Genomic DNA, 18,044 nt, shown 5'->3' with positions numbered 1-18,044 from the left:
CTTATTTCATAGGCTTAGAAAACATTCAATTTAAAACAAAAGTGTATGTTACGATTATCTGAAATGTCGGAAGACCAAAAAGCAAAATTTTATCGCTTTTACGACAAAAAAAATGGTTTTTTAGAACCTTTTGAAAACTTTAATGAGTTTGGATTAAAATTCCCCTTATATTATCTCCAAGAGTTAGGGCCTATGGTCTTATTTTTTCCATTGGAAATAGCGGCTCAATACGTTGATGTTGCAACGAAAAGCCTTATTGATGACGGGATGAATTTTGGCATTCTTATTGATGGCGGGATTAGGCTTGGCACTCTTATTGATGATATTGATTTAACCGATTTGGAAATTTTACAGAAATTAAACGCTACTTCGTGTGGAAATTTGGCCTATATCGCTATGTTTTCCCACCATCAAGTTTTGCGATTGGAAGCCGAAAAACAGATTTCTGCATTAAGGAATACTGTTCTTTCTAATATGAAAAAGCCAGAGGTAATTGAGGCTAAAGACGAGATAATTGCTTATGTTACTGACTTAAATAACGGGTCATTACATCCAATTGTCAAACAACTGATGGATTATCTTGAATCATTATCATTATCATTATAATTATGGAAAATATTCCCGTGACTTTAAAAATTGTCTGTCAATTATTAAATTGTAAAAATGAAAAAGCAGGCCAAAAGATACGAGAAGTACGCGAACAATTGATTTATGCACGAATCAAAAAACTTAATCAATCTAATTCAGAATTGATGAACCCGAAGGCGAAACCGCCAGTATTTTTGTCTGATTTTTGCAATTATCATTTGTTGGATTACAACCAATGTGTCACGATTTTGCGAGAAAAAAACATGATTTGAACAACAAAAAACCTGTAAACAACCTGCGTTTACAGGTTTTTTATTGTTTTTAATTAAAATTCCGCAAATGCCTGTTTTTGCGGCAAATGCCTGACGGTATATTTTTTTTATTCTCAACTTTCCACCCTCAATTAAATAGTAATTAAGCGGTCGGAAATGAAAAAAACGTGGTTATGGATTGGTAGTATATTAGGGCTTGGCTTTTTGGCCGTTAAAGCTGGCGGCTACCTTAATTTGGGTAATGAAATTGTAGTGGAAACGTCAAGTTCGTTTTCAGGCACTTTATTCGGCGGGCTTACGATTAAGACCAATGTTATTATCAAAAATCCCACCCTTAAATCCATTCAAATTTCCTATCCATTTGTGCGCGTGCTGACTGCAAAAAAAGATGGTGCAGAACTTGGCACGTCCAACGCTAATCCGACACTAATTACTATACCAGCTTCTGCGCAAATCCAGTCTCCAAACGACTTTCCGACGTTTGAAATAAAAATGCCATTGACAACACTACTAGCATCTGGAACAGCAATTTGGAACGCGATAAAAAGCGGAACTGTGCTTGTCATTGCGACAAGTTTTCGGGCAATTGTAGGCGGTGTTGCGGTGGAAGTTCCTACGCAATACGAGGAACTCTCCGTAAAAGTGTAACGGCTATGAGGGTAGGCAAACGTGTATTAGCGGCTGGCGGTGAGCGGTTCGACCAATTTTTTGGCCCTGCCGAAGATGTGGTAATTACTCATGTAAAAGAGGGCTTAACCACCAGCAAAACAGTAGATTATATGAAAGATATAATCTATCGGACACTATACCAAACCGAGCGCATTGCGCCTGTTTTGCAAGGAAAAAACCTATACGAAACTTGTCAAAATATATGGACTTTTTTATTCCATTACGTTCAGTATCAGGAAGATAAAAAAGGAGTTGAGCAGGTGCGGCGGCCTTACGCAATGTGGCGCGACAGAATAACGGGTGTTGATTGTGATTGCTACACTACCTTCATTTCCAGTGTATTAACAAATCTGAGAATACCTCACTACATACGTCGTTCAAATAATTTGAATGCCGTACAAATTGACAAAAAGAATGACTACCAACACATCTACGTGGTAGTTCCTGACGGCAGGAAAACGATAATAATCGACCCTGTTTGTCATGAGTTTAACAAAGAATATGATTATTACGATATAGACGATACCTATATGGCAGAATTACAAGAGCTTGGCGGTTTGCCTAATACAAATACACTTGGTTGTCCAGGCAATCCTGATTGTGGTTGCAATCAACCTCAGCAAATGAATGGTTGGATTAGTGATGCTGCCAATGCAGTAGGTAGTGGCATTAGCAATGCTGCCAATGCAGTCGGGAGCGGTGTAACGCAAGTCGTGAATCAAATTGGTAATACGGCTGCTGGTCAGCTTTTCCGCAACGTGCGCGACGAAGTTCGAGACGGCATTAAATTTACCATCAAAGAATTTACGGACGGTGCTGGAAAAGTGATTCGCTTGGTGAATCGCTACACAAACCCTGCTACAATCACTGTCCGCAACGGTGTTCTTGCCGCGATGAAGGTTGATTTATTCAATTTTGCCGAACGCGCCAAATGGGGGTATTTGACCAAAGAACAAGCAATGTCGAAAGGCTTGTCTGCTGATTCTTGGGACAAAGCCAAAAATGCTTTGGATTTTCTCGAAGAAAAATTCTGGCAAATGGGCGGCAAACGCCACAATTTGAAAAAGGCTATTCTAAACGGCAAAGGTAATAAAGGTTGGGGCGGTTCGTATGTTGTTCCAATGGATGCAAGCACGCTGAATAACAATGAGTTTGAGGACGAACAAGAATATGCCTTGGATAAGGCAATAATTCTTACGCCTGCGGAATTAGCGTTACTGTGCGGTGCGCTCGACGACAAAATTTGGGGTGCGGGCAAAGAAGCAGGTTTCCAGCCAATTGTCCAAGTCAATGGACAATGGAAAGCTAACCCTGCGTATGATTGGGGAAAAGTATATGAAAACCTGTTAGTTCACATATATGGCTCGTACACTGATGCTGCTACTCCTGCTTGGAACTCAGTGTATTATACCAAAGACATTAATGGCAATAAAGTGCCATTCAAGTACATAGAATCTGTTGGGTTGAAACCAGGTTGGGATGAGGCACGCCGTAATCAGTTTTTGTATGAATACGGTTACTTGGCAAAGCCATATTTACACACAGGAGGAAATTTGGGTGTTGATGAAAGACGCTACATTCTACCATTACAGGCTATGGGGATTCATGCGCCAGGCGCATTGCCCGCAATTACAGACAAAAACGGCAATCCGATTGCTGGCAGCCAAACAATGGGCGAACCTGTTTCGGCAACCGTTGTCATTGCTGCGGCATCTGGTCTTATTGGCACTGCCTGCACAATGCTGACTACATTCAAAAAGCCCCTATCTGCATCTGGGCAATGCGTTCCGCCACAAAAACCAATTCCGACGGGAAATGCTGACATAGACAGTGCGGCAATGTCTTTTTACAATACACAACTATCCATTTGTGCGGCTCAAAGTGCTGTTGCTAACGTTGCTTCAACGGTGGCAAGTACAGCAGTACCAACGGCGCAACCTGCAAGCACTGCACAAGCAACGCAAACGGCTCAAGCACCACCTGCAAGCACTGCACCAGCAGCAAGTACATTGCCTGCGACAACACCGCAAGCCTTGCCACCCGCAGGCTCTGACGGCAAAACAAATAACGCTGGAGATGTTGAAAAAACAGGAAATACAGTTCTGTATGTAGTCGGTGGGGCTGCGTTAGCCGCAATTACAGTGGCTATTATCAGCAGCAGCAAAGACAAAGGTAAGTCACAACGAAAGTCAAGCGGCACAATGAATGGTTTGGGGCAAGCCGATATTGGTAAAATTGCCAAAAAAGCGAAATCCATTCGCAAAGATGGTGAAGACTGGACTTCTGCTTTAAGCCGTGCGGCTGGCAGCAAAAAAAAGTCTGCAAAAAACAAAAAACCAACCTCTCAAAAAAGTAAAAAATTAAGAATTTAATCAATTATAACAATGCCAAAAGATAACAAAAAAGGAAAAAGTGGCGGTACAGCCACTAAGCGCATGAAAGCTACAGATACCGCTTATCATGTTGGCGCAGGAGCTGCGGGCGTGCTTGTTGGCGCAGCCGTTGGCCGCTATGCTTTGGGGCTGGGTTTAGTTGCGTCGGTTGCTGCGTGGTATTTCAATGAGCCAATGCTTGCCACTGCTGGCGTAGGTGCTATTGGTAGCGGCGTGATGGCCGCAGGAGCTAACGACAAGCCCGTTACCGATGGTTCGTTCAAAGAAGAAGCCAAAGCCAATTTGAAACAGCTTACCAGCGGAGCAGGTCAAAGTGTATTCATTGACAAATATGCCCCAAGTGCAGCAGAAAAATTGGGGATTGGTTCAGGTGCGGCGGCTCGTGCGGCTGCGGCGGCTTCCGTGAATGGCTTGGGCCGATTACCGTACAACACGTATCTGCCAAGCACCCCGACCGTAGTTCCGACGACCATTCCAACCACGCCCGAACAGGCGCAACAATGGTTGGCCGCCAACAATTACGACAGTAAGCCAATGAATGGCATGCCTGTAACAATGGGTAAACTTCCAACAACAATGGGTGGTATGCCAGTAACAATGGGTAGTCCCAAGAGAAAATTCAAAAATATTGGGTAATCTCAAAACCTAATATTGTGTAATTAAATCATTACTAATTTGTATTTTAAATCATCATCAAAAAATGTATAATCCAAGTCAATTAAAGCAATTAGCCCTTGAAACAATTGGGGGTTCGGCCATTTCTGGAGAATTTGACATCAGACCAATTGAGGGCACGGCAAACTTCACGGTTCATTGCGACCCTTCGCAAATTGTTGATACTACTTTGTACACTCTCTTAAAAGAAGTGGCTGCTGGTTTGAAAAAAGTGCGTGATAACAAATTGTTTTCGGCCAAACAAATCAACCCATCTGGTGCAGCTATTCAAAATGCTACAATCAACTTCTTTGAGAGCGGCGACATTATTCGCCCAGGTATTACCAACGTTCAAGGAAATAAAATTTCTTCAACAGAGCCATGTATTATTTATTCAATGAGCTTGCTCACAGCCGAACAAGCTGCTGATAATGTGGCCATTGGTGATTATAATGTGGCCGATGCTTCTGTGTTGAATGGTTTAGTTGATTTGACAGCAGGTGATTCTAAAGCTGTCAAGGATTTGTCAGCTCGTTTGTTCCACACAGTTCCAAATTCGCCAAATCCTGCTGGTACGCACTATTTCACAAGCCCAATGCTTGCCAAAGCAGGCACTGACCTTGGCGTTACGTTGCGCATCGTTTCATCGTCAATTCCTGCCCATTTGGTTGGCCGTGTTGATTTGGGTATCCTTTTCTTAGGATAAAAAAGCATAGAATAGATAAAACAAGAAAAGGCTGTTTTATCACAAAAAAACAGCCTTTTTTTTCAAACGAGTAAGCACTTGAATTACTATATACTATGCTAAATCTTGAAGAATACGTTATTCCATTGACCACGTTAGAAAACGACACAGTGCGTATTTCTAATACGCTACCTTCTGATGTTAGTGGTGTGTACAGCGTGGCTTTAGCTGCGAAAAATGCAACACAACCATACGCACGCGGCAGTGTTAGTCTAAAAATTGGAGGGAAAGAATTTTTACCTCGCGAATATCCTGCATCATTATTAGTGGCTTCCCCTACGGTTGCGCCAGATGCACGTCATAAAACAATTTTTGGTTCAAAAGCAGGTTCACCAGAAATATATACAATTACTTCAATGTCATCAATTGATATTGAGTACACCGATAAAGCTAATGCTTTAGTGACTTACGAAGCCACAGAATTGTATTTTGTTTTTAAAGTTCTCCGCAACAGGTCATGACAAAAGTTCGAGTAGTTAGTATAGTTGTGAACAAATCTGGTCAGCACAGTAACACCGTTTATCAAGTTCCGCGTAATGTAGATAAAGTTGAACAAATGGCTGTTGTTGCGCGTGGTTTGGGTGAAATAATGCAAGTGAATCGCATCTACTATGGTGTTGCGCCAGATGGTGAGTCAGGCGAAAGTTTTATTTTAACACTTGCAAATCAGCGTGTTGAGTCGTTTAAAAATAAAGTCTTGTTTTCTGCGGGTGCTGGTCAGCATTGTTATTATGCACAACCTGCTTCGTTCGGAACGCCTCAATTTGTGTACAACGGCCTAACTGGTGGATTTTTGTTAGTTGGTACTGAAACTGTTACCGATGCTTTGACGGGTTATGCACAAGATTATAACCTCTACAAGTCGTTGAATCCTAATCTTGGCAACATTGCCGTAAACGTGTCTCAACTATGATAGTCGGAAAACTTTCAGTGATAGAAATAGGCTTTGGCGTTGTGTATCAGCAAGATGTCAGAATGACGGACTTGTATCCAGATGCTTTTGCGGAAAGCAAACTCAACCCGAACACCAATTTTTCTGAACATCAACTAAACGGCACGCCCGACGATTTGATGGACGAATTTGTCGTGGCATTGCCCGAATCGGTCTTTTTTCCAGGGAAAAGCTATTCGATTGACTACACAGACAACGGCAATTTTGGCGCGTGCGCTTATCAGCTTGACATTGTACTGTATCACCATTTGACCGAAGAACAATGATAGACGATTTATCCTATATTTTTAATGGTGCAGCACCCGAAATCATCAAACGCAAAAAAGCCGATAAATTCAATTATCAGTTTGTTTGCGTGCAGGTTGCGGCTGGAGAATCTTTTGTCGTGGAAGGTAGCAATGATTATTTTTTCTTGACACAAGTTCCTGAAAATGTAATTGTTACGTCAAGTTCTGGTGTTTATAAAACCGTAGATTCTACGAATGTGCAGCAATGCGAACACACAGGTTCGCTAACAATTGTAAACAACGGGGAATCAGTCGCAACAGTTCGGGCCGTGCGACTGATTATAGAATCGGTAAAATCATTGTAATTTGCTGTAAACCAAGATGTTTACAAAAACACTGTAAATGTAAACAATTGTAAACAGATATGCAAAAGGAAAATAAAGGTACATACTCATTTCGGATAACTGACAAAGAATTTGAAGAAATAGAAGCTGCTATTGGTGAAGAAAGTATTGGTGCGGCTGCTAAAACAGCCTTGTTTGAAAAAATAAATACTGCTGGAAGTACAATGTCTGGTATTCAGACAGTTGCACAAGTAAGTCCGCAATACATTCAAGAGCAAATACAGGCAGGCATTCGCGCTTTTCAAGAGAAACAGCGTGTAGCTGCTTTGGAAGATTCGGTAAAACGCTTTGAATCACAACAATTAGAGCATTTGGCCAAAATCAAAGAGCTAAATAAGGAAATTGAAGAACTGGAAGAGCAAGTCGCTGACTATGAAGCTGAAAAAGAATCAGTTTCGTCTCGGAAAATAATGGCTGGAATGCTTTCTGATGCGGGTGGAAAGTTGGTGGAAAATCTTACGCCAAAAATATCCAACATGCTTGATGGGTTTATGAAACCGCAAACAATGGGTGCGCTCCCTGCTGCTCCTGCTATAACTCCCGAACAACAAAAATATATAGACTTAGGCGAATGTCTGTGTATCATGTATCCCGAAGAATTGACGCGCGAAAAAGTCTTACAAGTAATCAATGTTTGGGCTTCTACGCCGCGTGGTGCTGAAACCATAGATGTATTTTACAACTCAATGATAAACAGTCAAAAAGATGAAAACACCAATCACGATACAGACGAATCTCCCAACAGTTGAAGCGATGAAATTGCAAAAACAATTGCAAGCACTTCACGACGATTTGGGCAGTGACGGCATCAAAAAACTGCTGTCCAAGTACGAAACAAGCGCAGTAACAAAGACGGCTGTACAGATGGCCGCTAAATAAAATAGCAGTATGGCCAAAGATAAAAAAAATCGTACAGGCCGCGAAGACCCGTTTGCTGCTTTAAAAGTAGCTGCTGGGTGGACGGCTTTAGGCCTCGTTTTTACAGGTGCAGGCTATGGCGTGTACAGACTTACTCGTAACACGGTGGCGGAAATTCGGCAAGAAAACACTGAAAATCAAACATCGGAATACGCTACGCCAGCCAATTACGCTGCTCGCCTGATGATAGCATTTCAACCGTCTGGGCAAGACTATGTACCAGATGGTACAGACGAGGAAGGCGTTTTGCAGGTCGCTCGTGAAATCCCTGATGCTAAAACTTATAAGGAAGTAATGGCCGCATTTTCACGCCTTACCAAAGGCCAAAACCTGAATGAAGTGGCACGTGACGAACTAAGCAGTATTTGGGGAAATGAGTATTACGACCAATGGATTATGATTTTGAACCAAAAGAAATAAAATAGCTATGGCTAAGAATAATAATAGAGCAACTCCAGAAGTATGGATTTCAAGAGGTCTTGGAATTGCGGCTTACCTTGCTGTCGTTGGCGGTGGTGGGATTTTACTGTATAAAGCGGTAAAGTCTGGTGTCAATGGCAATACTGCTGCTCCTGCCACACCTACCACTACAAGCAATCCCACTAAACCGAGCACTTCGGGTAGTTCATCGGGTGGCAGTAGCTTGCCCGCAGGCACTTGGCCAGTTAAGTATGGCGACAAAAACCTGAAAGTGAAAGAGATGCAAAAAGCAATATTGGCACTTGGTGGCTCGCCCGCCGCACTCATTAGTGCAAGTGGTGGTGCTGACGGTGTTTTCGGCGATGGTACTTATAACGCCTTGAAATTATTGGGCATGGGCAATACAGTGGCACAAGCTGATTTTACACGGATATTGGCTGGAGCAGTTGCGCCGCAAACACAAGCGGCCTTGCCTGCTTCGACTACTGCAAGCACCAGCAATATGGCTGATTCCCGATACGTGGACGAAGTGGACAACTTCTTTTTTGCAAACAAGTACGCTGTTGCCAAAACCGCTACATCTGTCAAAATGAAGCCATACGCTGAATCTACTACGTTGGCCAGCTTTTCCACAGGCCAAAAAATTGGCAATTTGTTAGGTATATCCACCGACATTAAGCCAGGGGATTCTTCTACTCGTTGGGCAAAAATTCGCTTATCCGACAACCGCACGGGTTGGGTATTTTCGGGGGCAATCAATTCGATAGACCGTGAAGATTTACTACAAGCTGCATTCGGCTCTTCGCCCCGACCAAGTGGTGCGCAAGCCGCTTACGTGGGTATGTCAGGTTTGCCCGAAAAAATGGTAGTGCTTGACCGAACAGCTTACGTTTGGAACGAAGCCCACAATGCTTCGGAATTGCTGCCCTCCAATACTGCAATCGGAAAATTGTTATCAGTAGATGACAATACAGGCACTGTTTTGGCTGTGGCTGACAATGGTATCAAGACCTCCACTGAATTAGCTAACGTAATTTTCTGGGATATTATCGATGGCTAATCATGTTCTTGCTTTTCAAAAAACCCTGAAATGGGAAGGCGGTTTTCAAAACCTACCAAACGACACTGCTAATTATTGCGATGGCAAGCTAATTGGTACGAACATGGGCGTTTCTGCTATAGGCTACAAGCAATACTTTGGGCGTTGCCCAACAGTTGCCGAAATCAAAGCTATATCGCAAGAAACGGCTGCCAATATTTTCAAAAAAAATTATTGGGACAAAGTGAAAGGCGACCAAATCAAGAATCAGTCAGTGGCCGAACTATTGGCAGATTGGGCGTGGGGTTCTGGACCTGTTACGGCCGTCCGCAAAGCACAACAAGCATTAGGGCTGACGGCTGACGGCGTTATTGGCCAAAAAACTTTGGCCGCGCTCAACGCCAAAGATTCTGCTAATACGTTTGTCGTACTTCACAAAGCGCGTGAAGAACATTTTCGCGCCATTGCGCAGGCTTCGGCTTCAAAAGCTGGGTTTTTGGATGGTTGGCTCAACCGACTCAATGATTTTGTCTATTCCCCCGACGGAAAAAAGCCGCAGCCGCAATAGCTATTACGATTGCTATTGCGGCCATTGGCGGCCTCGCCTATTGGAAGCGAAAAGAGATTAACGCATTTGTAACTAAGACATTCAATGGCAAAAAGAGGAAAAAGTAAATTTAGAAAAATTACCGAAATTGAAATTAAAGATGACCCAATTGTAGGGAATTTTTCTGTTTCTTTTTCAGCGCAGTACACACGTATCAGTGTGGGTAATCGGCATTTTTATTTTAATTCTGATACTGGAGATTTTGATGGAACGGGTACTAAAATAAGGTAATACTATGAAAAAAATACTAATAGGTGGAATTGTATTATTGGGTATTGCGGCTGCATTGACTGCTTCTGCTGCTGCTAAAAATAGCAACCAATACGATGAAATTACAAGTAATTCATCTGGGGGAATGTATGTTTCGGATAATTTCTTTGTCAATTGGGCTTGGGATACAAATCGTAAATTATTTGGCTTTTCTCTGGTTCAAAGGATGCCAAATGGAGAATTAAATAATCAGAAAGGCGCAACTATTGAGTGGGGCAACAGCACCAGTATGAATAGTAATGATAATCAGTATATTCTTATTGTACAATCTGTTGATGATGGTATGTATCTGAACCTTCGAAGACAAGATGGCGACAAACTTATTGATGTTTCTAAAGTATTGGCAAAAAAAGGACAACCACAACCTGAAATAATTCAATCAAAATGAGCTTACAATCTGAAATAGAAGCCTTAAAGCTTGGCATTAAAAGCCCTGCCACGCCTGCCAATATGATTCAACCAATGCGAGAACTATTGCGCAAGTTGGAGCAAAAAACCGAAAACAATAAAGCCAATATTAAAGCTGGTGCTTCAAAATTGGCCAAAGTGCGTGCGAGTAAACGTGCTGACAATGCCGCTTTTGCCGAAATCGCCAAAATTGTTAATAAGGTTTATCCAGAAAATGTAACGTTTACCGACGATGGGAAAACTTTCAAATTAAAAATTAGTAAAGAATTTCATAAGTCGAAGATAACAGGCGACTTAAAGAAAGACTTTAACCATGTGTTTACTTGGCTTGTGTGTGACCAAACGTGGGTTTCGCGCCCTAAAAAGTACGATTTAGCTAAAAATTTTGTCAAAAATCAAATTGCTAAATTGTCTTCGGGAAAATTATCTGCTAAAAGTTATGTTTCGGAATTTGTGAAGAAAAAAACTAAATCCGCAAAGCCTGAAAAAACTAAAAAAGTAGTGGCTACTGTTTCAAAAAAAAAAGTAGCTCTAACGCCAAAAAACGCACCAACACCAAAGCCAAAAGAACCAAAATTTAGAAGCTACGGAAAGCCTCAAAGCACAGTCAATTTGGTGAAAAAAATCACGGTTGCAAAGGCTGGTTCTGATGCCAAAATTGAGTACAATGATTTGAATTGTGCGGCTGCATTTTTGCCAGTTAAAGAAATTCGTACAGATACAGAGCGATTTCAAAATCGAAAAGATGCGTTTTCCGAACTTTCGGCGCGAAGCGTGGCTGAAAATTATGACCCAAATCGGTTTGACCCAATTGTAGTTTGGAAAGATTCTAAAGCTGCTAAAACCTATGTAATTTCTGGACATAGCCGCTTGGAGGGAATGAAGCGACGCGGCGAAAAAGTAATTCCTGCACGCTACTTCAACGGCACAGAGGCACAAGCCATACAGTTTGCGCGTGTTGATGCAAACCGAAGCGCGAATCAGGAAAGTATCGTAGAAGATATTGATGCTTACATACTTATGCGCGATGGTTCGGGGAAACTTGGTATTGAGAAAGCAAGTAAAGCAGAAATTGAACGCGCTTTCAAAGGCAAACACGCCAAACTTGAAGCCTATTCATTTTTAAACCCAAAAGGCTTGTTTATCATGGCTTTGAGTGGTGAGTCTGTGAACCAGTACCCATATCTCGAAACGAAAGCCCAATGGGTTGGGTTGCTTCGCCGAGAAAAGCCCCAAATGACCAATGCCCAAGAAGATGAATGCTTTTATTATTTATACGGCGATACTTCGAACCGCGACACGAATAAAGATGAGTTTTTAGCACTTGTCCGTGCGCGACTGGCACGCGGTGGTAAACTATTTCCCGAATGTGGGCAAAATGGTTGCGGAAAATCTGTTAGCTTATCAGATGGTAAATTTTCGGACGAAATGCAACGAATTGCGCAAATTGACAAAGAATTGCAAGAGTTGCGTGAGCAGTTGGCTGCGAAATCTAATACTAAAAAAATTGTTACGGATGCGGAGCGAAAATTACGACTTGATTACGCAAAACGGCTGGAAAAAGAGCGCGAACAAATTGAGCGAAATATTCACATTTCAGAATCTACCCAACAGGCTTTGTTCGGTTTGAAGAAAAAGCCAAAACGCAAACGTAAATTGACAAAAAAAGCCTCTCACCGCGCCACGAAGTTCACTGATTTGTTCGATGAAAGGCTGGTTAAATTGGCGAAAAAAGCAGCAAAAAAAAGCTATGAAATTGGCGAAAAGGTAGCAAAAAAAGGCTACATTGCAGGAAAGAAAGTTGTAAAAAAAGCTGCCAAAACAGGCCGCCAATACGTCAGTAATAAACTGAAAAAATATGCAAATCGATGATATATTAGCCTTGAATAAAACTACTATGCCTTATAAAAAATATAAGGAAGTAGCTAATATGCTCGCCAAAAGTCCGCACGAAGTTCTTAGAAAAATTTCGCAAAAATTGCAAAAAGAAAGCAGCGCGTTCATCGAAATTGAGCTTTCTGACAATGTAAAAAAAGCCTTGCAAAAGCTCAAAAATAGCACAATGGAAGGCGTGCGTGTTAAGGAAAAAAAGCCTGAAAAAGAAGTGATGTCATTGGCGGAGGCAAAGAGCGTGAACCACGAAACAATTACATTGCCTGAGAAGTATGCTTCTGTGATTGGTAAGCCCACAAAGCGTGCATTTTCGATTTTAGCGCACGGCAAGCAGGGTTGCGGCAAAACAACATATATGTTGCCATTGGCTGATTTCCTCGCCGCAAATTATGGCAAAACAGTATATGTTACATCAGAGGAATTTGATACAGGGACGTTAGCGCAAAAAATCAATGATTTAAAAATAAAATCTCCAAACTTAGATTTTGCTGTGTCTTTAGCGGCCATTAATCCAAATAATTACAAATGTATCTTTATAGATAGCAAAGACAATATAGGATTAAAAATAGATTATTGGCGCGAAATTAAAAGAAAATACCCCGAAACAAGTTTTGTGATTATTTCACAAGCGACTAAGCAAGGTAATTTTCGAGGCTCTCAGGAATGGCCGCACGAGCTGGATTGCCATATCACAATGGACAACGGCGTTGCCTCAACTGTTGGCAATAAAAACCGATACGGGCAACACGGCGAATGGGATATATTTAATCGTTGCAAACCAATCAAAGACGAAGAATAATGGCAAACGAAATTGACGGCGGAACATATTTATTGAGCGAATTGCAAATCAAGGGCAACCCTAAAAAAGTAGGCGTGGACAGCGACCGCGTGCGGGGCGGGGCTTGGTTTGTAGCTACAATCGAAGAACGCGATGCAATTCCTGAGGATTGCCGAAAAGAAGCTGCTACGCTGTGTTATGTTGCTGACCATATGCAATATTACGCCCTGTTCGGAGGCATTGAAAACACGCATTGGCAAGCCGTAATTCCAACAGGATTTGTGTCTGGAGTGGCATCCAATGGCACAACAAACATAGCCTATCTTTCGCAAAAGATAACTATTAACAATACAAGCACTGGCAATATTCAACTTGCTATCAATGAGCGTTATAACGGAAAAACTATGACGGTTATCATAAAAAATAATGATAGCATTTCGCGAAATGTATTGCTACCCGCAACCGATGAAGATTTGTCGGGTAACAAAACCATTGCCATTGCTGCGGGAAAAGTGAAAGTGCTTGGTTGTTTGATTGACGATGAAGATATTGGCTACTGGACGTATTAGCATGAGAAGATATTATAATAGCTTGCTTGGTGGTGCTATATCGCTTGATGAGTTGATTGCCAGCCAGTCGCCTGTTGTTTGGGTTGTCCCAGATGACATTGTTGGCACAGACGGTAGCCGAATCGCAAGCTATACGGATAGGGTTGGCAATGTTTTTACGCAAAGCTCTTTTGCCTATCGACCCAAACTAATCACCTCACATTGGCCTACGCACAAATGTATTGGCTCTGGAACTGCGATTAGTGCGTCAATTAGTTATTTGACTTCCGCCACATGGAATTCAGTGATCGGCGACTTTACCGCAATGTTTGTGATTCAGCAACATAGTTTTGGCTCCCAGCTTGTGAGCTATATGGCTGGAATGGAACTCGGAGGATTTTTTTCCGACGCACCAATAATTACAGCGACAGTAGGTATGGTCGATAAGAATGGTGTGAGCTTAACCTCTGCGGCAAATGAAGTAATAGGCACTAACAAGTGCGTCATTACAATTACTAACACAGCGATAAGAATTAATGGCATTGAGGTGATTAGAATTAATGCAGACATTATGCCAAAAGCATTTATAAACTGTATAGGTAACATGCTGGCTAACCTAAATTTAACATTCAATGGGTACATTGCTTACGTTGTGCTAATGAATGGCGGAATGAACGACCGCAAGATTTCGATAGAAAATGAATTAATAACTAAATTTTTATAAAATGACTACAAATTCAGATAAAAAATTATTCGTATTTGATTCGGTAAATTATACGAGTGAATCGGCTGCTTATGCCGATGCCTGTGCAAAAGAATTGATTTTTGCTAATCGTGTAGGTTGTCCATACCAGTTCGGATATGCGCCAGTGTGTGAAAAATATAACACCACGCCAAAAATATATTATGTTGATATGACGGTATTGTGGAATGAAGACAAAACAATGTTTGATGAGCAAGATAGATCCGAACTAATCACACTTACGGAAGCTCAGTATAACACTTGGCTTGATTGGACAACGGGCCTTCCAACAGCATCTGTTGCGCAGCCTGACAATTTAATGTAACCAGTGCCAGCACTACTAACACTGGTGCTGGCTAAACTTTTTATTATGAATCATCAGAACTATAATTTTGAATCTGGACTTTCGTCTCTTTTTGGCATAATCGTATCTATACGAAGCATCTTACTTAATGTCAATCTGATAGACTCGTCATTGACTGCACTTGTAACGTGTTTGATTTCGTTTTTCGTTCCGCTAATTCTCAATGGAAAGCTGGCTGAATGGTATCTTAAACAGCCGTACAGGATTGCGTTATCAAATGTTTTTTCGCAAAAAGGAAGTACGTTATTTGGGGTGCTATTTGCCTTATTTTCAACCTACATATTCCTAAAAAACAAAATTACATTTGAGCAGTACATGGCAGCTTTGGCATTTTCGGGCGTCGCGGGTTTGTTCGGAAAACGTAATCTGGAGGAAAAGAAAGATGAAAACACTGAAATTTAGACCAACTTCCGCGCGGTTAAAAACACGTGAGGGCAAAATTGCCCACCCTGATTTTTTTGCAAAAAATCGCTATAAGGAAGCAAAAGAACTGTTAAAGAAAAAAAATACAATGGACGGCTTTTCGGCTGCTCGGATAAGTGCTGACATCGTGGCGGGCAGCCGCGCGGACACCCACTGGCGTGCCACTGATTATGCTCATTATTGGCACAAGCTGCGTGAACCGCGCCTAAATGAAAAAGAGCTTGGAAAACTTGAAATCGTTTCGCCCGATTCATTACAAAAATCATTTGGCATTAAACAGTTTGGTTGGGGTAATTGGGTAACGCTCGAAGACCGTCAAAACTATTTGGCCGCGTTGCATATTGCCTTAGAGGACTTGAACAAAGTGCTGAAATTCAACAACAACATTGGTATTGGCAATAACCTGACTGTTACGTTTGGTGCGCGGGGTATTCCAAAGGCTAACGCGCACTACGAGCCTACCAATGAGCTAATCAATCTTGCAAGGTATCACAGAGATGCCGACGGCTCAAAGTTTGATAAAATGATTCAGTCGGGTGGTATTGGTTCGTTAGCGCACGAATACGGGCACTTTTTAGATTTTTTTGCGGGGAAGTTTTTAGAAAAAAACATAAAGGAGTATAGCATCACAGGTGGAATTAGCACGAGAAAAGATAGGCTTGAAGTAAGCGGTAAAATGCGAACATTGGCCGACGACATTCTCGAAAAAATAATCTGGTCAAAGCCTAATGAGGTTCATTCTAAGTATTATGAGCGATTGCTTGTGTTTTTGAAAAAGAACAATAGTACAAGCGACTACTATTTGCGCCGAGCAGAAATTTGGGCGCGTGCTTTTGAAGTATTTGTTTTTTGGGAGTTGAAAAAACAAGAAATTGAAAATTTTTTGTTGGTAAAAAGCAAGATCGCATATCCATCAAGTGTGTATTTGAATGAGGCAGAAATGAAAAAAATTGCTCCGCTTTTCAAAAAGTTTCTTGCTGAATTTAAGAAAAAAACCATCAATAAGTAATGAAGCTAAACAAACAAGATATTGTATTTATAATTTGTGGTGTGTTGCTTTTTTGCGTATTTGTTTGGGAAAGAGATAAATATCCTACAAAGGCAATCATAAGCACACGCCCGCAACCTGTGCGCACCGATACGGCTTTGGTGGACAAAATCAAGGCCGTACCATTTGATACGGCCAAAATCGAAAAGCCAAACAAAGTGCTCGTACAAGCCTTGCCTGATACTGCTTTGCGAAAGCGTGCAGAAAAAAAGAAAATTGTGAGAACTACACGCATTGACTTACGCGCTGGCCGTGCCGACATCGAAACCATTACACCGCGTGGCACAGTCTTAGCCGACAGCTACGAGAATATTCCTACGGGCATGGTTGCGGCTATTGCCGTGAACGATACGGGTGCGGTGAATATCACTTACAAAACAGCCGAACAGGTTGCGCAAGAAAGCCGCGAACGGGAAAAGGCCGAACGCAAAGCACAAAACAAAGGCTTTTGGCGTGGATTGGGTGTGGGTGCTGTCGCTACCACAATTGTAATTACTGTTTTAGCTTTGTTATGATAGATTTGAAACAACTTGCGAAACAACTTGACGAGGCTCTGGACAAAGAAACGCCCGAAACACTTAATGCGTTTTTGGCTGCTCAACGCCAATCAGAAAAACCATGCCCAAAGTGCAATGGTAAAGGCTGGTTTTTTGTCAATGAATATATAGGGTCTTTGCAAGGCCGCCAAGATTGTAATTGTAAAAAACGCTATACATAGACATATTCAAAAATTTTGGGAAATTTAATTTTGGCATAAAAATTGTTTTATATTTGAGCAGTTTTAACTTTAAAATTTACTCTTTTATTATGAAAAAAGTCTTATTAGCCATTCTATTGGCTGTTGGTTTCATTGGGCAAGTACACGCGCAAAATCCTAAAGCGGAAGCCGTCGCAAACAAAATCAATGGTTTCTTCATCTTCACAGATTCGCAACCATTGGCCGAATATGAGGCCGTTGGGGAGATTGCCACCACAGGCCACAACGACCGCGACATCAAAAATTCTGGCGCACAGTACCAGGCGGTGCGCGACTACATTATTCGTGAGGCACGCAAAGTAAACTATACAGCCGACGGCCTTATGTTTCAATTGGTAAACGGTGGTACTGACAAAGCCATTATTATTAAATTCAAAGAATCGGTACCGAACGCCGAAAAATCTAAAGCACGTGTTACTCAATTTCAAGGTGTTTATACATTCGTAGATTGTGAGCCAACGGCTGCAACAGATTATTTAGGCACAGTAAAAACTTCATTTTCGCTTGGAAGTGCGCAATACACAAAGTGTCGCGATAAGTTGCTCAAAAAGGCAAAAAAAGAATATCCAAACGCCGAAGGGCTTGTTATCAAGTTCAACGCTGGCGGTTCGGATACAGGCGATGCCGTGAAATTCAAATAAAAATATCTGATATGGCGAAAAGATTTTATACTGTATCTATTCCATTGCAAGTGGGATTGAATCAAAATGAGGATAAATACAGAATACAAAATGAGGCAAAGCAAATATCGTCTAATGATATAAAACAATTTAAGGTTTATCCCAAAGGCACAAAAGCTCATTTTATATCTGAGTTATTAAATGTTGGTGATGATTTTAAGTATCATGAAGTTGTACAATTCCCTTGCATTGCAATTTTATTAGAAGATGGTTTATCAGCCATATTTTATGGTACACTGGAATAA

Annotated in this window: 27 protein-coding genes; all 27 read left to right on the top strand. The window is 41.5% G+C overall.

Annotation, left to right across the window (positions count from 1 at the left end; translation table 11 throughout):
* The first annotated feature begins 45 nt into the window (after positions 1-45).
* The 27 genes from BM090_RS14755 (at position 46) to BM090_RS14625 (ending at position 18,044) form a co-directional block, all read left to right on the top strand.
* Positions 46-606 (top strand): hypothetical protein, encoded by a 561-nt coding sequence (locus BM090_RS14755; RefSeq protein ID WP_143083996.1) that lies wholly within the window; start codon positions 46-48, stop codon positions 604-606.
* A 410-nt stretch (positions 607-1,016) separates the two neighbouring features.
* Positions 1,017-1,508 carry a hypothetical protein gene (locus BM090_RS14745; RefSeq protein WP_091515006.1) on the top strand — a complete coding sequence of 164 codons (492 nt, stop codon included), beginning with the start codon at positions 1,017-1,019 and terminating at the stop codon, positions 1,506-1,508.
* A gap of 5 nt (positions 1,509-1,513) precedes the next feature.
* Complete coding sequence (locus tag BM090_RS14740; RefSeq protein ID WP_091515003.1) at positions 1,514-3,901, top strand: hypothetical protein; 2,388 nt, start codon at positions 1,514-1,516, stop codon at positions 3,899-3,901.
* A gap of 12 nt (positions 3,902-3,913) precedes the next feature.
* The gene (locus BM090_RS14735) at positions 3,914-4,558 is read left to right on the top strand and encodes a hypothetical protein (protein ID WP_091514999.1); all 645 of its coding nucleotides are present in this window, start codon (positions 3,914-3,916) and stop codon (positions 4,556-4,558) included.
* Positions 4,559-4,622: 64 nt separating this feature from the next.
* On the top strand, positions 4,623-5,282 hold the full coding sequence (locus BM090_RS14730; RefSeq protein ID WP_091514996.1) for a hypothetical protein: 660 nt from the start codon (positions 4,623-4,625) through the stop codon (positions 5,280-5,282).
* Between the two features lie 95 nt (positions 5,283-5,377).
* Positions 5,378-5,782: a hypothetical protein gene (locus BM090_RS14725; protein ID WP_091514993.1), complete on the top strand. Its 405-nt coding sequence runs from the start codon at positions 5,378-5,380 to the stop codon at positions 5,780-5,782.
* Positions 5,779-6,234 carry a hypothetical protein gene (locus BM090_RS14720; protein ID WP_091514989.1) on the top strand — a complete coding sequence of 152 codons (456 nt, stop codon included), beginning with the start codon at positions 5,779-5,781 and terminating at the stop codon, positions 6,232-6,234. The genes BM090_RS14725 and BM090_RS14720 overlap by 4 nt, the downstream gene beginning before the upstream one ends.
* Positions 6,231-6,539, top strand: coding sequence for a hypothetical protein (locus BM090_RS14715; RefSeq protein WP_091514986.1), 309 nt, complete (start codon positions 6,231-6,233; stop codon positions 6,537-6,539). The genes BM090_RS14720 and BM090_RS14715 overlap by 4 nt, the downstream gene beginning before the upstream one ends.
* Positions 6,536-6,865 (top strand): hypothetical protein, encoded by a 330-nt coding sequence (locus tag BM090_RS14710; protein ID WP_091514983.1) that lies wholly within the window; start codon positions 6,536-6,538, stop codon positions 6,863-6,865. Before BM090_RS14715 ends, BM090_RS14710 begins: the two co-directional genes overlap by 4 nt.
* 59 nt (positions 6,866-6,924) lie before the next feature.
* Positions 6,925-7,653 carry a hypothetical protein gene (locus BM090_RS14705; RefSeq protein ID WP_091514980.1) on the top strand — a complete coding sequence of 243 codons (729 nt, stop codon included), beginning with the start codon at positions 6,925-6,927 and terminating at the stop codon, positions 7,651-7,653.
* Positions 7,654-7,657: 4 nt separating this feature from the next.
* A complete protein-coding gene (locus BM090_RS18855; protein ID WP_262487673.1) occupies positions 7,658-7,783 on the top strand; it encodes a hypothetical protein in 126 nt (41 codons plus the stop codon).
* A gap of 9 nt (positions 7,784-7,792) precedes the next feature.
* On the top strand, positions 7,793-8,242 hold the full coding sequence (locus tag BM090_RS14700; RefSeq protein ID WP_091514976.1) for a hypothetical protein: 450 nt from the start codon (positions 7,793-7,795) through the stop codon (positions 8,240-8,242).
* 7 nt (positions 8,243-8,249) lie between these two features.
* Positions 8,250-9,302: a peptidoglycan-binding domain-containing protein gene (locus BM090_RS14695; RefSeq protein WP_091514973.1), complete on the top strand. Its 1,053-nt coding sequence runs from the start codon at positions 8,250-8,252 to the stop codon at positions 9,300-9,302.
* Positions 9,295-9,849, top strand: coding sequence for a glycoside hydrolase family 108 protein (locus BM090_RS14690; protein WP_091514969.1), 555 nt, complete (start codon positions 9,295-9,297; stop codon positions 9,847-9,849). The genes BM090_RS14695 and BM090_RS14690 overlap by 8 nt, the downstream gene beginning before the upstream one ends.
* A gap of 84 nt (positions 9,850-9,933) precedes the next feature.
* On the top strand, positions 9,934-10,119 hold the full coding sequence (locus tag BM090_RS14685; protein WP_091514966.1) for a hypothetical protein: 186 nt from the start codon (positions 9,934-9,936) through the stop codon (positions 10,117-10,119).
* Between the two features lie 4 nt (positions 10,120-10,123).
* Positions 10,124-10,546: a hypothetical protein gene (locus BM090_RS14680; RefSeq protein WP_091514963.1), complete on the top strand. Its 423-nt coding sequence runs from the start codon at positions 10,124-10,126 to the stop codon at positions 10,544-10,546.
* Positions 10,543-12,438 (top strand): ParB N-terminal domain-containing protein, encoded by a 1,896-nt coding sequence (locus BM090_RS14675; RefSeq protein WP_091514960.1) that lies wholly within the window; start codon positions 10,543-10,545, stop codon positions 12,436-12,438. The genes BM090_RS14680 and BM090_RS14675 overlap by 4 nt, the downstream gene beginning before the upstream one ends.
* Positions 12,425-13,258, top strand: coding sequence for a P-loop NTPase family protein (locus tag BM090_RS14670; protein ID WP_143083995.1), 834 nt, complete (start codon positions 12,425-12,427; stop codon positions 13,256-13,258). The genes BM090_RS14675 and BM090_RS14670 overlap by 14 nt, the downstream gene beginning before the upstream one ends.
* Complete coding sequence (locus tag BM090_RS14665; RefSeq protein ID WP_091514953.1) at positions 13,258-13,806, top strand: hypothetical protein; 549 nt, start codon at positions 13,258-13,260, stop codon at positions 13,804-13,806. The genes BM090_RS14670 and BM090_RS14665 overlap by 1 nt, the downstream gene beginning before the upstream one ends.
* A 1-nt stretch (position 13,807) precedes the next feature.
* The gene (locus BM090_RS14660) at positions 13,808-14,509 is read left to right on the top strand and encodes a hypothetical protein (RefSeq protein WP_091514950.1); all 702 of its coding nucleotides are present in this window, start codon (positions 13,808-13,810) and stop codon (positions 14,507-14,509) included.
* A gap of 1 nt (position 14,510) precedes the next feature.
* A complete protein-coding gene (locus BM090_RS14655; RefSeq protein WP_091514947.1) occupies positions 14,511-14,852 on the top strand; it encodes a hypothetical protein in 342 nt (113 codons plus the stop codon).
* A 45-nt stretch (positions 14,853-14,897) separates the two neighbouring features.
* Complete coding sequence (locus tag BM090_RS14650) at positions 14,898-15,293, top strand: hypothetical protein (protein ID WP_091514944.1); 396 nt, start codon at positions 14,898-14,900, stop codon at positions 15,291-15,293.
* A complete protein-coding gene (locus BM090_RS14645; RefSeq protein WP_091514940.1) occupies positions 15,274-16,323 on the top strand; it encodes an LPD1 domain-containing protein in 1,050 nt (349 codons plus the stop codon). The genes BM090_RS14650 and BM090_RS14645 overlap by 20 nt, the downstream gene beginning before the upstream one ends.
* A complete protein-coding gene (locus tag BM090_RS14640) occupies positions 16,323-16,877 on the top strand; it encodes a hypothetical protein (RefSeq protein WP_091514937.1) in 555 nt (184 codons plus the stop codon). Before BM090_RS14645 ends, BM090_RS14640 begins: the two co-directional genes overlap by 1 nt.
* On the top strand, positions 16,874-17,080 hold the full coding sequence (locus BM090_RS14635; RefSeq protein ID WP_091514934.1) for a hypothetical protein: 207 nt from the start codon (positions 16,874-16,876) through the stop codon (positions 17,078-17,080). Before BM090_RS14640 ends, BM090_RS14635 begins: the two co-directional genes overlap by 4 nt.
* Positions 17,081-17,169: 89 nt before the next feature.
* Complete coding sequence (locus BM090_RS14630) at positions 17,170-17,760, top strand: hypothetical protein (RefSeq protein ID WP_091514930.1); 591 nt, start codon at positions 17,170-17,172, stop codon at positions 17,758-17,760.
* An 11-nt stretch (positions 17,761-17,771) separates the two neighbouring features.
* Entirely contained in the window at positions 17,772-18,044 is a 273-nt protein-coding gene (locus tag BM090_RS14625; protein ID WP_091514927.1) for a hypothetical protein, read from the top strand.

Origin of the sequence: Flexibacter flexilis DSM 6793, assembly GCF_900112255.1 — a bacterium.
Taxonomy (GTDB): Bacteria; Bacteroidota; Bacteroidia; order Cytophagales; family Flexibacteraceae; genus Flexibacter; species Flexibacter flexilis.
The sequence above is the reverse complement of the archived record's forward strand: the minus strand, read 5'-3'. Positions and strand labels throughout refer to the sequence as shown.

Coding starts and splice junctions, on each gene's coding strand:
- BM090_RS14625 (WP_091514927.1), top strand. CDS start 17,772: ATGGCGAAAAGATTTTATACTGTATCTATTCCATTGCAAGTGGGATTG.
- BM090_RS14730 (WP_091514996.1), top strand. CDS start 4,623: ATGTATAATCCAAGTCAATTAAAGCAATTAGCCCTTGAAACAATTGGG.
- BM090_RS14680 (WP_091514963.1), top strand. CDS start 10,124: ATGAAAAAAATACTAATAGGTGGAATTGTATTATTGGGTATTGCGGCT.
- BM090_RS14755 (WP_143083996.1), top strand. CDS start 46: ATGTTACGATTATCTGAAATGTCGGAAGACCAAAAAGCAAAATTTTAT.
- BM090_RS14650 (WP_091514944.1), top strand. CDS start 14,898: ATGAATCATCAGAACTATAATTTTGAATCTGGACTTTCGTCTCTTTTT.
- BM090_RS14645 (WP_091514940.1), top strand. CDS start 15,274: ATGAAAACACTGAAATTTAGACCAACTTCCGCGCGGTTAAAAACACGT.
- BM090_RS14700 (WP_091514976.1), top strand. CDS start 7,793: ATGGCCAAAGATAAAAAAAATCGTACAGGCCGCGAAGACCCGTTTGCT.
- BM090_RS14635 (WP_091514934.1), top strand. CDS start 16,874: ATGATAGATTTGAAACAACTTGCGAAACAACTTGACGAGGCTCTGGAC.
- BM090_RS14710 (WP_091514983.1), top strand. CDS start 6,536: ATGATAGACGATTTATCCTATATTTTTAATGGTGCAGCACCCGAAATC.
- BM090_RS14735 (WP_091514999.1), top strand. CDS start 3,914: ATGCCAAAAGATAACAAAAAAGGAAAAAGTGGCGGTACAGCCACTAAG.
- BM090_RS14725 (WP_091514993.1), top strand. CDS start 5,378: ATGCTAAATCTTGAAGAATACGTTATTCCATTGACCACGTTAGAAAAC.
- BM090_RS14660 (WP_091514950.1), top strand. CDS start 13,808: ATGAGAAGATATTATAATAGCTTGCTTGGTGGTGCTATATCGCTTGAT.
- BM090_RS14665 (WP_091514953.1), top strand. CDS start 13,258: ATGGCAAACGAAATTGACGGCGGAACATATTTATTGAGCGAATTGCAA.
- BM090_RS14745 (WP_091515006.1), top strand. CDS start 1,017: ATGAAAAAAACGTGGTTATGGATTGGTAGTATATTAGGGCTTGGCTTT.
- BM090_RS14685 (WP_091514966.1), top strand. CDS start 9,934: ATGGCAAAAAGAGGAAAAAGTAAATTTAGAAAAATTACCGAAATTGAA.
- BM090_RS14655 (WP_091514947.1), top strand. CDS start 14,511: ATGACTACAAATTCAGATAAAAAATTATTCGTATTTGATTCGGTAAAT.
- BM090_RS14705 (WP_091514980.1), top strand. CDS start 6,925: ATGCAAAAGGAAAATAAAGGTACATACTCATTTCGGATAACTGACAAA.
- BM090_RS14740 (WP_091515003.1), top strand. CDS start 1,514: ATGAGGGTAGGCAAACGTGTATTAGCGGCTGGCGGTGAGCGGTTCGAC.
- BM090_RS14640 (WP_091514937.1), top strand. CDS start 16,323: ATGAAGCTAAACAAACAAGATATTGTATTTATAATTTGTGGTGTGTTG.
- BM090_RS14690 (WP_091514969.1), top strand. CDS start 9,295: ATGGCTAATCATGTTCTTGCTTTTCAAAAAACCCTGAAATGGGAAGGC.
- BM090_RS14695 (WP_091514973.1), top strand. CDS start 8,250: ATGGCTAAGAATAATAATAGAGCAACTCCAGAAGTATGGATTTCAAGA.
- BM090_RS14720 (WP_091514989.1), top strand. CDS start 5,779: ATGACAAAAGTTCGAGTAGTTAGTATAGTTGTGAACAAATCTGGTCAG.
- BM090_RS14675 (WP_091514960.1), top strand. CDS start 10,543: ATGAGCTTACAATCTGAAATAGAAGCCTTAAAGCTTGGCATTAAAAGC.
- BM090_RS14670 (WP_143083995.1), top strand. CDS start 12,425: ATGCAAATCGATGATATATTAGCCTTGAATAAAACTACTATGCCTTAT.
- BM090_RS14630 (WP_091514930.1), top strand. CDS start 17,170: ATGAAAAAAGTCTTATTAGCCATTCTATTGGCTGTTGGTTTCATTGGG.
- BM090_RS18855 (WP_262487673.1), top strand. CDS start 7,658: ATGAAATTGCAAAAACAATTGCAAGCACTTCACGACGATTTGGGCAGT.
- BM090_RS14715 (WP_091514986.1), top strand. CDS start 6,231: ATGATAGTCGGAAAACTTTCAGTGATAGAAATAGGCTTTGGCGTTGTG.